We start from the raw sequence: 14038 nt of genomic DNA, 5'->3' as shown, positions 1-14038 counted from the left end.
TGGAAAGGTTAATGGTTGTGCTCCAACTCTTTTCTGGAATCGCTGAAAATTTTCAGGATCTTGTCTTCTTCATTTTCCCAGCAAAGTTCGTCGGACGCTACATTCAGGTTATGGAGATAGAAGGCTTTGCCGTTTTTTAGGACTAAATTTATCTTCTCCGCAAGGTGTTCTGGCGAATGATCTTCTATGATCTCTCCCACGCCAAATGTGTTGACGATGTTCGTCATCTCCGGGAAATTGGAAACCACCACAGGAACTCGGGATTGGATGTAATCAGAAATTTTGTTTGGTAATGAATAATAATAACTAAGCCCTTTATTTTCCTCGATGCTTAAACCTACATCGGCTTTTGGGGTGATCGTCCGTAAATCAGAAGGACAAAGTTTTCCGAGAAATTTTATTTTATCTTCAACGCCGGATTGTTTCGCCAAATTCCAAAATTCCGCTTCCATCGGTCCGCCGCCTGCGATCCAAAGTTCAGCATTGTCAATCGATTGCATCGCGAGAATGGCCTTGTCAATCCCTCGGGAATAATTGAGCCAACCTTGATAAAGAATTATTTTCTTTGAATTTTCCTTGGTTCCCGTAAACTCGATTTTTCTTGGCAGATTATTAATGACAGTTGGTTTATTGATCTCGTATTCCTTTACAAACCAATTAGCATACGAATTACTTGCGGTGATCATTCTTTTGATCTTCGGGACAAAGGTTTTTTCGATTTTCTTCCAAACGTGCTTTACCCAACGGCCTTGGATGGTTGGCATTTCTGTAAAGATCTCGTGGCTGTCGAAAACGATCGGGATGTTGAGTTTTTTGGAAATCAGATAATTTGGCATAAGCGTTTCGAGATCATTGGCCAATAAAATGGTCTTATTGTCAGCATTTTTCAAAACCTCTTTGTACAGTTTTCTTTGAAATTCGATGTACGCAAACCGAAGTTTTTTCGACTTCAGATCAATCCTGAAAAAAGGATAAGGCCTTTCCATTTCTGGCGCTCCAAGCCAGTTGCATCCAATCAGAACAGGCTCGTAGCCATTATCATAAAGTGTTTTACATACCTTTTCCACACGCTGGTCGGTATATAGATTATTGAAAACACTAATGACAACTTTCATTCTAATTCTTTTTTACAATATTATAGATCTGGATCACGGCGAGAATGCCATTTGGAATGATGATCGGCCACAGCACACCATTGTAGAATCCGTAGATCACAAAACAGATGCAGCCCAATAAATTAATGGTCCTGATCGTTCTAATATCCTTGAGCAAGAAGCTGACTACGATGAAGACAGACGCTAAGTAACCGACATATTCTGACCAATTATTCATCTGGTGATTTTTGAGGTTTACAAACCTAAACAATTTTATAAAAAAATCAAGTCATAAAGTCCGTTTTTTTCTAATGGCAATCTATTTGCAAACAAATATTTAAATTTTACAATAATTAATTGTAGGATTTATCATAAAAAACATAACTTAGTGTATAATTTTTAATTATGGATTATAAATTTTCAGACGGTTTGAACCGCGTGTTCAAGCAAAGCAAAAATGAAGCAAGGCGTTTGCAGAGTGAATTTCTGAATACTGAACATTTCCTTTTAGGAATCATCAAAACTGAAAATTCTGCAAAGGAGATCCTCGAAAGTCTAAGCGCAGATCTTACCCAGATAAAGAGAAAAATAGAAACCCTGAGCTCTGTAAACTCAAATCCGTTTACAGCGAATATGGGAAGCATTTCTTTTACAAAAATGGCAGATCAGGCCGTGAAAAGATCTGAGCTGGAATGTCGCCAATATCAATCTTCGGATATCAATACGGTGCATCTTTTATTAGGTGTTCTGTACAAACAGGAAGATCCAACGGCAAATATTCTTCAAGCTTACGATATCGATTATGACGCTGTGCAAAAAGCATACAGAACGATGTTGAAAAACACTGATCAGTTACCACAGAATAGTGCGTATGATGATGACGAAGAGAAAGAAGAACCTTACAGCCAAATGAAAAAGCCGACGGGAAATCTTGGCGCTCAAAAAAGTAAAACCCCAACTTTGGACAACTTCGGTCGTGATTTAACTTCTCTCGCAAGAGACGGAAAACTGGATCCGGTGATCGGTCGTGAAAAAGAAATTGAAAGGGTTTCTCAGATCTTATCAAGAAGAAAGAAAAACAATCCGCTTTTGATCGGTGAGCCAGGTGTTGGTAAATCAGCGATTGCAGAAGGTTTGGCTTTGAGAATTCAGCAGAAAAAAGTTTCTCGAGTTCTTTATGGAAAGAGAGTCATTACCCTTGACCTTGCAAGTTTGGTTGCTGGAACCAAATATCGTGGACAATTCGAAGAGAGAATGAAAGCGATAATGACAGAATTGGAGAAAAACCGCGATGTCATCCTTTTCATCGATGAATTGCATACAATTGTCGGCGCAGGAAGTTCTACCGGAAGTTTAGATGCTTCCAATATGTTCAAACCAGCTTTGGCAAGAGGCGAGATTCAATGTATTGGTGCGACTACTCTTGACGAGTACAGACAATACATCGAGAAAGATGGCGCTTTGGAACGTCGTTTCCAGAAAGTAATGGTTGAGCCGACTACCGTTGAAGAAACGATTCAAATTCTTCATCAGGTTAAGGACAAATATGAGGATCACCACAATGTTCATTACACAGATGAAGCTATCCAAGCTTGTGTGAACTTGACAGCAAGATACATTACAGACAGATTCCTTCCGGACAAAGCGATTGATGCGATGGACGAAGCCGGGTCTAGAGTTTATATCAAAAATATGAAAGTTCCTTCCGAGATCATCGAGCACGAAACACGCATCGAAGAAGTGAAGGAATTGAAGCAACAAGCCGTAAAAGCTCAGGATTATCTTGAAGCTAGAAAGTTGAAAGACGAGGAAGAAAGACTTCAAATTGAATTGAATCTTGCCCAAGAACAATGGGATAAAGATGTCAAAGAGAAAAAAGAAGAAGTGACCGAAGAAAGTGTTGCAGAAGTGGTCTCTATGATGAGTGGCGTTCCTGTAACGAAAGTTGGTAAAAATGAGCTTGATAAATTGGCTCAAATGGATGATAAACTTAATGGAAAAGTTATCGGTCAGGAAGACGCTGTGAAAAAAGTGGTGAAAGCCATCCAAAGAAACAGAGCTGGTCTTAAAGACCCGAACAGACCAATCGGAACATTCATTTTCCTTGGAACAACTGGTGTTGGTAAAACAGAATTGGCCAAAGTAATGGCGCGTGAATTATTCGACTCAGACGAAGCTTTGATCAGGATCGATATGAGTGAGTATATGGAGAAATTCGCGGTTTCCAGATTGGTTGGAGCGCCTCCAGGATACGTTGGATACGAAGAAGGCGGACAATTGACGGAAGCTGTGCGAAGAAAACCTTACGCAGTCGTGCTTCTTGATGAGATCGAGAAAGCACATCCAGATGTTTTCAACATTTTGTTGCAGATTTTGGACGAAGGTTTTGTAACCGATTCATTAGGTAGAAAAATTGATTTTAGAAATACTATCATTATCCTGACCTCGAATATCGGAACCAGAGACCTGAAAGACTTCGGAGATGGTGTAGGATTCGGAACCAATGCGAAGAAAACCAATACCGATGCAAGAGCAAGGTCTACAATTGAGAACGCTTTGAAGAAAGCATTCGCGCCAGAATTCCTAAACAGAATTGATGACATTATTATCTTCAACTCTCTTGAGCAAAAAGATATTAAGAGAATCATCGATTTGGAATTGTCCAAATTGTATGGCAGATTGGAAAAACTAGGCTACAGAATCGAATTGACGGAAGAAGCAAAAGATTTCATTTCCGAAAAAGGATGGGACAAAGACTTCGGAGCGAGACCTCTGAAACGTGCAATCCAGAAATACATCGAAGACTTGTTGGCTGAAATGCTTGTCAACAAACAATTTGGTGAAGGTGAAACAGTTGTCCTGAAAGTCAATGAAGCTAAAGATGGTTTGGAAGGCGAAACTGTGAAAGAAGAGCAAATCGTAAAGTAAATCATTTCAAAACTATATAGACCACCTTTGCGGGTGGTCTTTTTTATATTATGGAAGAATCTTCAAAAGAATATTTGTTACAAAACATTCCAGGAATTACGAAAGAAGACGTGGAAATCCTTACGCCTTACACCACGCTGAGAACCTTCAAATCTGGGGAAATCTACATCAGGCCAGGAGATAACAACCGCAAGGTCTATTTCATCAAAAGTGGAATTGTACGTGTTTATCACTTGGAAGCCAACGGGGCGGAAAAGACCATTCTTTTCCACAACAAAAAGAGTTTTTTCGGTAATTATGATGGGATTATCTACAATCAACCTTCGAGATATTTTTACCAATCCATTGGTGAGACCGAACTATTTGAATTGACCTATGATGCCATTCACCTTGGTTCTCAAAAAAGTTTGACCATCAACAATCTGCGGGCCAATATGTTCTTGCAAATGATTGGAATTCTCTTACAAAACATCGAAGATTTTGTACTCCTGAATCCCGAAGAACGATATCAGAAACATCTGGAAGCCAACGCAAAAGTTCTGCAGAAAGTGCCTTCGAAATATATTGCTTCACTTCTGGGAATCACGCCGGTATCACTTAGTAGAATTAAAAAGAGACTTTTGAAGGGAAATTAACAAAGGTTAATTTTTGTTTCGAATATTCATTCTACCTTTGCAGTTCCTAATAAGGTCCTCTAAAAAAATCTATCCAAACACGAATGATGATAAATAGGAGGACTTTATTTTTTTTATAAGCCTACCACAAATCCCACACTTGGGATAAATCCGGTACTGAAAATACTACTTCTCTCCTTCCACAACACATTGTACATCAATCCAAATTGTGCAAATGCATTATTTCCCAACGGCTGCATATAGCCGCCACCGAGATAAAGTGATGTTTCATCTGTATCAAATTTATACCCTGTGAATTTTTCTTCTGAATTAATGAAATATTGCTGAAGATTGGCACCTACAAAGAAAGAACGCGCGAAATAGTAATTCATAAAAGGACCAACGCCAAACATTGTCGATTTGTAAAAATCTGAAGTCTGCCAGGAAACATTTCCGATAACGCCGCCTTCCAATTGGTCTGTGATTTTATAACCGACTCTTGGAGAAACCTGCAGATTGAAATAACTATCACTACCGAAACCCACGCCCAATCCGCCACCGAAAGTCCAGCGATTGGCCGACGTTTCCGGACTGATTGCAATTTGAGAAAAGTTTAGAACGCTCATTAGAATTAAGGAAAGACTGAACAATTTTTTCATAATTAATATGTTTTTTATGTTGACATTTTATTCAAAGGTTGAATCTCGCAGCCCGACTTATCTCCTAGTTTTTATTTTTTATTTGAGTCGATGAACCACTTCGTTAGGTTTGAACGGAAATCCTTTTTTGCTGTGGGAAAGTATTGGCAAAAAAGATTGGGAGTGGAAGGCGGATAAAGCTGCCCAAATAATTAATGTTGCTAATATCGTTTTTATCAATCCTTAAAATTATGGTTTTTTTTGCGAAAGTTTTAATTGTATTTTTGCAAGCTCAAACTAAGAACTCCCGTCAAGAGTTTCGTAAAATTGAAATCAAATGAAAATAGTAGTTGGCCTCTCCGGAGGCGTAGATTCTAGCGTGACCGCTTATCTTTTGCAACAGCAAGGTCACGAAGTTATCGCACTTTTTATGCGAAACTGGAACGATGCATCGGTGACATTGGAAGATGAATGCCCTTGGATTGAAGATAGTAATGATGCGCTTCTAGTCGCACAAAAATTAGGAATTCCTTATCAGGTCATCGATATGAGCGAGCTCTACAAGGAGCGAATCGTGGATTATATGTTTGACGAATATCAGAAAGGACGAACGCCAAATCCCGATGTGCTTTGCAACCGCGAAGTGAAATTCGATGTTTTTATGAAAACAGCTTTATCGCTTGGTGCTGAGAAGGTTGCGACCGGACATTACGCGCGCGTGACTTCTACTTTTGATGAAAATGGGAAAGAGATTTTCCATCTTCTGGCAGGGAAAGATACTAACAAAGACCAAAGTTATTTCCTTTGTCAGTTGAATCAAGACCAATTGTCGAAAGCGTTGTTTCCAATCGGAGAACTGACTAAGCCGGAAGTAAGGGAAATCGCTAAAGAAATTGGATTGGTAACGGCGGACAAGAAAGATTCTCAGGGACTTTGTTTCATAGGGAAAGTGAGTTTGCCGACATTCTTACAACAGCAGCTTGTTCCGAAAGAAGGAGAAATAGTGGAAATCTTCAATGATTTTGCTGAATTCCATAAAGAAACGCCAACTTTTAATTCAAAATTGGAAGAGCTGGAATATCTATCAGCGAAAATCAATTATAAAAAAGAGGACGGAAAAGTGATTGGCAAGCATCAAGGTGCACAGTTTTTCACGATTGGGCAAAGCAAAGGTTTGGGAATTGGCGGACACAAGGACTCTTGTTTCATTATCCAGCGAGAAATGGAAAACAACATCATCTTCGTAGGTGAAGGGAAAAATTTCCCCGGACTTTTCCGCAAAGCTTTGAAAATTGAAAATGCCGAATTGCATTGGGTTCGCGAAGATTTGAAATTGAAAAACGGCGAATCTATGGAAGTGATGGCAAGAATCCGTTACCGACAAACTTTGGAAAAAGCGACGATTCATCAATTCGAAGATGGATTTTATATGGAATTTGAAAATCCTCAATCGGCGATTGCTGAAGGGCAATTTGCAGCTTGGTACATCGACGATGAGTTGATTGGAAGTGGCGTAATTGCTTAAAATAAACAGAATTAAATAATTGAACAGGCTTCGCGGAATTTTCGTGAAGCCTGTTTTGTCTATACAATGTTTACGTTCGTCGATACAAAACCGAGTTCTGTCTATATCTGTTAAACTACGATGAATAAAGGAATGTTAATTGTTCAGTATCACTCAGCAAAAACATTTTTTAACACGTAAAATTATTTATTATGAAAAAGTTATTAGTAGTCGCAGGTTTATTTTAGAATTAACAATACGTGCACAGAAAGGTGGCTTGAGGAAAGAACGAAAAGAAGCTAAACTATAATCAAACCAAAACTCCCGAAAATTTCGGGAGTTGTTTTAGTTCAAAGTGAAAATTATTTTTTTATTATTTTTTTTGTGATCACTTCACCTTTAGAATAGATCTTCACAATATATATCGCATTTGGGAGATTCTGAATATTCACATTTTCTATTTTTTCTGCTGATTTAAACAGTAGCAATTTTCCGGACAAATCATATATTTCGATTTTTGATATATTATTTGAACTTTTAAAATTAATTATTTCTTTTACTGGATTTGGATATATTGCAATATCATTTTTATCTATGTCAGACACATATAGTGGTGTCATTATAAACTCGTATAAATCTGAATATTTCTTCTCACCATTTTGATTGGCTGATATTTTATAATAATACTTTTGATTGGTTTCTAATCCTGTTAAGTTACCAGTTATCTTCAATGTTGCTGTACTGTAATAGCTATAACTTGGTGTACTTGGTAACTCGTTTCCTAAATCCTCCGTTTTTCCGTATTCAAATTTTATGTCAGTAATTGGATAATAGTCAAATGTTTTAACTAGTCCATTCAATTTTATTGATGTCTCCGATAAGATTTCATTTTGGTCTTTTGCAAGAATTAAAATGTTCTCCTGATTAAACAAAATTGTATTACTGTATATCGTCTTTCCATTGGTCACAGCTTTTATTCTCGCATAATAATTTTTATTTGGAATCAAAATGTTTGCTGCTATTAAAGTCGATATGTAAGCATAATTTGATCCGCTTACTTGTGAAGGAGATGCATTTGTAGAATTTTCAAAATTCGTGAATCCATATTCGAATGTAATGTCTGTTATATCTTTATCGTTTGCAGAAACATTTGCATTTAAGGAGATATTAGAACCACTTTTATATGCTTCATATAAAGTAATATCGTATTCCTTTGCTGTTGTGAAGCTGATAACATTACTATATACCACATCATTTTCATATTTTGCTTTGATACGAGCATAATATTGCGTTTGCGGTTTTAAGCTCAGAAGCTTGGCAGTTAAAAAAACATTGCTGTTTCCCACTACTATATTCTGAGGAGTAGATGGAGATGAGTTTGTAAAATTTTCCTGATTCTCGGTGTACTCAAATTCTATATCATTTATATCATTACCAATAGCGCTTCCCGAACCATGGAGATCTATAGATGAAGCATAGTAAGGATAGGTTGTATTGAGACTGAGGCTATAATCCGGAAGTGTTTTGAAGGTTACAACATTGCCATAAACTTTGACTCCATTATGCATTCCTGACAATCTTACATAATAAGTTGTAGAAGATTCCAGATCAGAAACAGATGTAAACAGGTCATCAGAATCATTTGCATCTATATGTTCTTTACTTGTTGCAATATATGATACCTGACTAAAGAAAGGACTTTTGCTAAATTCAAACATCAGATAATTGATAGTAGAAGAATTACTTGCCGCACTACCAGTAAAAACGGCCTTCGTATTGGAAATATTAGCAACCTCATTAGTTGTTAGAATAAATTCCGGAATATTTTGTAGCGAACCTTTGAAAACTTTTCCATTCTCACCGGTCAGGTATACATTATCATTAGTGAAAAGCATATCCTTGGAGGCGTAATAATTATAATCCGATTTCCAGCTCCTTCCTCCATTAGAAGTAGAATATATCTGACCATATTCAGTAGCTATCAGCCCAATATTTTTGTTTTTAAATCTTACCAAATTGTACCATCCGTATGGGATCTCATACTTTTTCCAGGTATTTCCGCCATCTGTTGTTTTTTGTAATTTCAAATCGGGACCACCAATCAAATAACCGTTTTGTTCGTCTGTAAAAAAGAAATCATTTATATCAGATTCATAGGTTGCAATAATATTCCAATTCTTGCCTCCGTCTGTAGTTTTATAAAACCTTCTGTTATAATAATTATTGTTGGTTGCAAAACCAAGATTTTCATTTAGGAATTTAATTTTGCTAAAAGATATATTGTTTGCTACCAATTCCCAAGATGCTCCGCCATTGGTTGTTTTATAAAAATTATTAGCGTTTGCGTACCCGATATTTTCATTAATAAAGAATATTGATCTTACACCGTCATTTGTAAATTTGTGTTTCGTCCAGTTTATTCCACCATCACTGGTTTTATAAATATTAGAATCACCGCTATAAGTTCCTCCAACAAGATAACCAGTATTTTTATTTACAAAAACCATCCCCGAAGAAAAGCTTGAATATGACCAGTCATTTGTTGGTATTAAGTCAGAAGGCCTATTTAATTTTTTCCAGGTTACTCCATCATCTTTTGAATTAAACACAAACAGACCTACCCTTGCAAAAATCTCGTTATCAACAATATTTACATTATTTACATCATTATAAAATGGAGAATATTCAGTCCAAGTGGCACCGCTATCTATTGTTTTAATGATTCTTCCTCTGGATCCAACCGCATATCCTTTATTATCTGACGTAAAGAAAATACCATACATATCTGTCCCACCAATTCTTCCATTCTGAAAAAATATGTTAGACCAACTATTGCCTCCATTTGTGGTGATAAAGGTAACACCGTGCTCACCTGTGGCGTAACCTAAATTTTCGTTCACAAAGTAAAAAGAAAAGATTTGATCACTTACGGTGCTGATTTTAATCCACGTTTCTCCACCGTCGGATGTCTTAAGCAATTCACCGTGACCTCTTTCTGCAAATCCGATTTGATCGTTGTAAAAATAAATAGTAAAATAATCGGATGGTGAGTAATTCACAGAATTTTTGAGGATCCAACTATTGCCTCCATCCGTAGTTTTGTACATTTTCCCATCAAGAGTGCCTAAAAAGCCAACGTTTTCGTTCAAAAAATATATTTTTCTTGGACTATAAACCGTAATGTTTTTCTGTATCCAGGAATTTCCTTTATCTTTTGATATATATATATTGGTATTAGACGCTACTATGAGATTATCATCATCAATGATTTTTGAGTAAGTGAAACTGTCGCTAGAATTGATATTTAAATTGGACCAGGTCTCACCTTTATTAACTGATAGGTATGCAGCTCCCCAGTTTCCAACTATAAGACCTGTGTCAGCTTTAAAATCAATATCATTTGCAGAGGTTAACTTCTTTAATATCTGCCACGTTTCCCCGGAATTTTTCGTTTGGATCAGTTCCTTATCCGTAATATAAAAACCCTCAGATTCTGATAAAAAAATTACATCCTTTCCTGAATTCGGAGAAGGTTTAGGATTTAAGGTATCCCAACTTACAAAATTTTGTGAAAAAAGAAAATTAGATATTAGGAGGAGAAAAAGGTAAAAATTTTTCATTAGTTTTTTTTGCAAAATTAACTAAAATTATTATCCAGCCAACCAATCCTTAAAATCTTTCACACGATCTCTGCTAACCGTAACCTCTTCATCCGGCTGAAATTCCAAATCAACTTTGTAATTAGGAGACGTATGAATATTTTTGATGTAATCCGAGCTGATGATGAATTGTCTGTTGACACGGAAAAATTTGGAAGGCTCCAGAACATTTTCGAGTTCATCAAGAGTAAAATCTGTTGGGAAATTTCGTTCTTTGGTTTGCAGATAAACGATTTTGTTTTCGCTGTAGAAGCAGCTGACTTCATTAATGGAAACAACTTTCAAATTATAACCAATTTTGACCAAAATCCGGGAAAGTGTCGCTTGTTCTTTTTTAACGATCTGTCTGATTTCCTGTGAATTAACAGCGCCTTGTTCCGGTAAGAAAGATTTGAATTTTTCAATTGCTTTTGCCAAATCTTCTTCTTCAATAGGTTTCAGAAGATAATCGATGCTGTTGAGCTTAAAAGCCTTCAAAGTATATTGGTCAAAAGCCGTTGTGTAAATGATAAAAGCCTTTGTAGAAACCTTATCAAAAATATCAAACGACAATCCGTCGCCGAGAACGATGTCCGAAAATATCAGTTGCGGATGCTCATTATTCTGAAACCATTCAACTGATTCCTCCACAGAATTAAGGCTTGCAACTACTTCTAAATCAGAAAACAAACCCAATAATTTCTCGAGTCGTCTGACTGCCGGTTTTTCGTCTTCGATGATTATCGTTCTTATCATTTTTTATAGTTTTTTATTGGATTCGAAATTAGGTAAATTATTATTTTTCTTTGTCCATTAATTTGCGAATTTTTCGCTCCTCCCAATCCTTTCCTAAGAAAACAATCACAGCGTGAATTAGAACAATTATTCCCCAAATGATGAGGCTATAAAATTGATTTACTTTTATCTTCATATATCCAAAATGATGGTAAAGGACATTAAATATTATCAGGACAATATTGACAGCAACAAAAGAAATTAAATGAGCATAAAAACCTTTAATTTCTCCGACTCTTTTTTGCGCATTTAGATAGCGAATTTTGTCATCCGAATTCTCTTCGTGTTTTTGATTTTCCATAAGAATCAATCTTTAAATCATTTATTTTTGTCCATTAATTCCCTGATTTTTCGCTCTTCCCAATTTTTCCCGAGAACAAATTGAGGAACGAAAACACTCATTGCGTGTGCCAGCAAACCAATTCCCCAGAAGAACAAGGTGATGAAATTTTCCCATTTGAAATAGCTTTCGCCAGGTTTTAAATCCTGATAATTAATCAACACAATCATCAAATTTACAAGAACATAAATCGTCAAATGGATGTAAAAACCTTTTAGCTTTTTCACTCTTTTCTTAGCTTCAAGGTATTTGATTTCGTTTTTATCTTTGATAATTTCCATCGTTTTGTTTTTTGAGTTCTTTATTAATCATATCATTTTCCCAATCGGAATTGAAGAAAAACAGCTTAATGCCTTTGATTGCGAGAATCAGTCCCCAGATGATAAAAATCCAGGAAACCTGCATCTCTCCTAGGTTTTGCGGAAATCCGTGCTTGAAAAATTTAATTCCATAAACGATTCCGAATACAATTGCAAAAACCAAGATTCCGGTATAGAATTTTTTGATTTTTCTGACTCTTTCCACAGCCATTTCGTAACGTGGATTTTGTTTATTGCTTTGTTCCATTGTTATCTGTTTTAGTTATTTCTGATTGTTCATTATCTCCTGAATCTTTTTTTCTTCCCAATTTTTACCGATGGCGAAAACGTTCATTCCGTGCGCTGCCAATCCAATTCCCCAGCCTAACATTGGCCAGTAGAACCAGATTTCTCTAGGCGACGTGATGAGATTGATAATGACCAAAAAAGGAATCACGATGCAATAGGAAATTAAATTTCCGTAGAAACCTTTCAGTTCTTTTACTCTTTTTACCGCTTTTTCGTAAGCTGCGTTTTCTGTGGTTTGTGAGGTGTAAGTTGTCATTTTTTGTGAGTTTTTTTCTATTAAGATTGGTATTTTGACTTTGAAATTTTCTTCTGATTTTTCTATATAAACATTGTCTTTCGTAAGAAGTGCGTATCGCTGAACGATGTTTGCCAAGCCGATTCCCGCGCTTTCTGTAAGTTGCTCTCTGACCTGAAGATTATTTTCGATGCAGAGGAATTTCCCTTCGGTAAAGATTCTGACATTCAATGGTTTTGAGGATGTGGCGAAATTATGTTTGATGCAATTTTCGAGTAATAATTGTAATGAAAGCGGCACAACCTGTTTTTGCAAATCATCAGGATGGACGTCAAAAGTGAAATTGACACTGTCCTCAAACCTGGTTTTCAGAAGGTTGCAGTAGATTTTAGCAAATTCTATCTCATCCTCTACTTTCACCATTTCCTTATCTTTTTGTTCAAGAACATATCGATAGATTTTCGACATCGATGTTGTGAACTTCTGCGCCTGTTCCGGATTTTCATCAATCAAAGCGGTTAAAACATTCAACGAATTAAAGAGAAAATGCGGGTCCAACTGGTTCTTCAAAGATTCGAATTGGGCGTTGGCAGATTTGGCGATGAGTTTCTGTTCCACGACTTCCTTCTTGGAAGTTTTCTTCAACTCTTCCATAAAACCTTTGGCGTGAAGGAAGGCCGAAATCATCAACGCAAAATTTATCATAAACCAAATGCTAAAAGTGTATTTTTTGGAAAAGATATCTTCTGCAGTAGCCACTTTTTGGATGACCACATAGTTGAAATAAGTACACAAATAAACCATAATGAAGTTGACAATCAGTGTTGCTACGATTCCAATAATGGTTCTAAGCCTGGTCTGGTCTGCCCACGATAGTTTTTTATTAAGAAAATCATTCACAAAACCATTACTCAAGCCTAATCCGAATGCATACATTGCAGAAATCAGCAAGTTGTAACCAAAGCTTTCCAAAGTCTTTTCATTTGAGAAAAAAGTGAAGAAAAAAATGGACGAGCCAAGTGTAATCCACGAAAGTGTTATTAATGATTTCTTATTCATATTTTAAATTCTTGAGTTCAAAATTAGGACAGAAAGAAAAGTTAAGCAATTATATATGACCGAATTGTTAAAAAAACCGACTGAACTGTAAAAACTGCCGTTCAGAATCTTAAATTTTTGATAAGATTGAGCTTGGCCAATCAAAAAGGAACATCTTTTGCTTGGAAAAAAATATTAATCTTTAAGAATATGAAGAGAAACGTAGAAATCATCTTTGCCGGAATCTTCGGGACAGCAGCTGTTCTGGGCGTTTTGGTGGCGAGAAAATATTTAAGAAACAGAGTTTACAACAGCGATTATTCTGACCATCATCTATTATTCGGGAATTCCAAGAGAAGTCCTTATGCAGCAGCGGATGACGGCGTAGAGTTGGACGCATTTTTATAACACACACTATTTTAATTATACAGATTTCCGGTTCTCAAGAGCCGGATTTTTTTGTGGAAAACTTTCCGGAATTTTAAGAGAGATTTTATTTTTCTAGTGATAATTTTGAAGATAATATTTCCAATCAATTTTAACGCAAAGGCAGAAGTTTCTATTTCAAAGCTTCTATAAGTCGCAAATATTTGCGGCTTAATATGA

The 14038-nt window shown here is 36.3% G+C and carries 13 protein-coding genes; 4 read left to right on the top strand and 9 right to left on the bottom strand.

The window, feature by feature from the left end; genetic code table 11:
- Positions 1-8: 8 nt before the first annotated feature.
- Together PQ459_03300 and PQ459_03295 are read right to left on the bottom strand one after the other, a co-directional pair.
- Positions 9-1115 carry a glycosyltransferase gene (locus PQ459_03300; GenBank protein ID WDF47518.1) on the bottom strand — a complete coding sequence of 369 codons (1107 nt, stop codon included), beginning with the start codon at positions 1113-1115 and terminating at the stop codon, positions 9-11.
- 1 nt (position 1116) lies between these two features.
- Positions 1117-1332 (bottom strand): uroporphyrinogen decarboxylase, encoded by a 216-nt coding sequence (locus PQ459_03295; protein ID WDF47517.1) that lies wholly within the window; start codon positions 1330-1332, stop codon positions 1117-1119.
- A gap of 167 nt (positions 1333-1499) precedes the next feature.
- Here PQ459_03295 and PQ459_03290 point away from each other — a divergent pair, with 167 nt between their 5' ends.
- Together PQ459_03290 and PQ459_03285 are read left to right on the top strand one after the other, a co-directional pair.
- A complete protein-coding gene (locus PQ459_03290) occupies positions 1500-4022 on the top strand; it encodes an ATP-dependent Clp protease ATP-binding subunit (GenBank protein WDF47516.1) in 2523 nt (840 codons plus the stop codon).
- A 50-nt stretch (positions 4023-4072) separates the two neighbouring features.
- Positions 4073-4657 (top strand): Crp/Fnr family transcriptional regulator, encoded by a 585-nt coding sequence (locus tag PQ459_03285; protein ID WDF47515.1) that lies wholly within the window; start codon positions 4073-4075, stop codon positions 4655-4657.
- A gap of 113 nt (positions 4658-4770) precedes the next feature.
- Here the strand turns inward: PQ459_03285 and PQ459_03280 are convergent, their stop codons facing one another.
- Positions 4771-5295 carry a hypothetical protein gene (locus PQ459_03280; protein WDF47514.1) on the bottom strand — a complete coding sequence of 175 codons (525 nt, stop codon included), beginning with the start codon at positions 5293-5295 and terminating at the stop codon, positions 4771-4773.
- A gap of 316 nt (positions 5296-5611) precedes the next feature.
- Between PQ459_03280 and mnmA the strand changes: the two genes are divergently transcribed.
- The gene (mnmA, locus tag PQ459_03275; GenBank protein WDF47513.1) at positions 5612-6799 is read left to right on the top strand and encodes a tRNA 2-thiouridine(34) synthase MnmA; all 1188 of its coding nucleotides are present in this window, start codon (positions 5612-5614) and stop codon (positions 6797-6799) included.
- Between the two features lie 341 nt (positions 6800-7140).
- Here mnmA and PQ459_03270 read toward each other — a convergent pair whose 3' ends face one another.
- Genes PQ459_03270 through PQ459_03245 form a run of 6 tightly spaced genes read right to left on the bottom strand, consistent with a single transcriptional unit; the run spans position 7141 to position 13453 of the window.
- Positions 7141-10398, bottom strand: a complete 3258-nt coding sequence (locus PQ459_03270; protein WDF47512.1) for a YCF48-related protein — start codon at positions 10396-10398, stop codon at positions 7141-7143.
- A gap of 30 nt (positions 10399-10428) precedes the next feature.
- Positions 10429-11172 (bottom strand): LytTR family DNA-binding domain-containing protein, encoded by a 744-nt coding sequence (locus PQ459_03265; protein WDF47511.1) that lies wholly within the window; start codon positions 11170-11172, stop codon positions 10429-10431.
- A gap of 40 nt (positions 11173-11212) precedes the next feature.
- A complete protein-coding gene (locus tag PQ459_03260) occupies positions 11213-11512 on the bottom strand; it encodes a 2TM domain-containing protein (protein ID WDF47510.1) in 300 nt (99 codons plus the stop codon).
- Positions 11513-11529: 17 nt separating this feature from the next.
- A complete protein-coding gene (locus PQ459_03255) occupies positions 11530-11832 on the bottom strand; it encodes a 2TM domain-containing protein (GenBank protein ID WDF47509.1) in 303 nt (100 codons plus the stop codon).
- Complete coding sequence (locus PQ459_03250) at positions 11813-12118, bottom strand: 2TM domain-containing protein (protein ID WDF47508.1); 306 nt, start codon at positions 12116-12118, stop codon at positions 11813-11815. The genes PQ459_03255 and PQ459_03250 overlap by 20 nt, the downstream gene beginning before the upstream one ends.
- Before the next feature lie 15 nt (positions 12119-12133).
- Complete coding sequence (locus PQ459_03245) at positions 12134-13453, bottom strand: 2TM domain-containing protein (GenBank protein ID WDF47507.1); 1320 nt, start codon at positions 13451-13453, stop codon at positions 12134-12136.
- A 189-nt stretch (positions 13454-13642) separates the two neighbouring features.
- On the opposite strand from PQ459_03245, the gene PQ459_03240 reads away from it, so the two are divergent.
- Complete coding sequence (locus PQ459_03240; protein ID WDF47506.1) at positions 13643-13840, top strand: hypothetical protein; 198 nt, start codon at positions 13643-13645, stop codon at positions 13838-13840.
- Positions 13841-14038: the final 198 nt, after the last annotated feature.

It is taken from the genome of Chryseobacterium sp. KACC 21268, assembly GCA_028736075.1.
Lineage (GTDB): Bacteria > Bacteroidota > Bacteroidia > Flavobacteriales > Weeksellaceae > Epilithonimonas.
The sequence above is the reverse complement of the archived record's forward strand: the minus strand, read 5'-3'. Positions and strand labels throughout refer to the sequence as shown.

What these genes read in the sequence shown, in the direction of transcription:
- PQ459_03270 (WDF47512.1), bottom strand. Translation starts at nt 10,398, where the DNA reads ATGAAAAATTTTTACCTTTTTCTCCTCCTAATATCTAATTTTCTTTTT.
- PQ459_03245 (WDF47507.1), bottom strand. Translation starts at nt 13,453, where the DNA reads ATGAATAAGAAATCATTAATAACACTTTCGTGGATTACACTTGGCTCG.
- mnmA (WDF47513.1), top strand. Translation starts at nt 5,612, where the DNA reads ATGAAAATAGTAGTTGGCCTCTCCGGAGGCGTAGATTCTAGCGTGACC.
- PQ459_03250 (WDF47508.1), bottom strand. Translation starts at nt 12,118, where the DNA reads ATGGAACAAAGCAATAAACAAAATCCACGTTACGAAATGGCTGTGGAA.
- PQ459_03240 (WDF47506.1), top strand. Translation starts at nt 13,643, where the DNA reads ATGAAGAGAAACGTAGAAATCATCTTTGCCGGAATCTTCGGGACAGCA.
- PQ459_03290 (WDF47516.1), top strand. Translation starts at nt 1,500, where the DNA reads ATGGATTATAAATTTTCAGACGGTTTGAACCGCGTGTTCAAGCAAAGC.
- PQ459_03265 (WDF47511.1), bottom strand. Translation starts at nt 11,172, where the DNA reads ATGATAAGAACGATAATCATCGAAGACGAAAAACCGGCAGTCAGACGA.
- PQ459_03285 (WDF47515.1), top strand. Translation starts at nt 4,073, where the DNA reads ATGGAAGAATCTTCAAAAGAATATTTGTTACAAAACATTCCAGGAATT.
- PQ459_03280 (WDF47514.1), bottom strand. Translation starts at nt 5,295, where the DNA reads ATGAAAAAATTGTTCAGTCTTTCCTTAATTCTAATGAGCGTTCTAAAC.
- PQ459_03295 (WDF47517.1), bottom strand. Translation starts at nt 1,332, where the DNA reads ATGAATAATTGGTCAGAATATGTCGGTTACTTAGCGTCTGTCTTCATC.
- PQ459_03255 (WDF47509.1), bottom strand. Translation starts at nt 11,832, where the DNA reads ATGGAAATTATCAAAGATAAAAACGAAATCAAATACCTTGAAGCTAAG.
- PQ459_03300 (WDF47518.1), bottom strand. Translation starts at nt 1,115, where the DNA reads ATGAAAGTTGTCATTAGTGTTTTCAATAATCTATATACCGACCAGCGT.
- PQ459_03260 (WDF47510.1), bottom strand. Translation starts at nt 11,512, where the DNA reads ATGGAAAATCAAAAACACGAAGAGAATTCGGATGACAAAATTCGCTAT.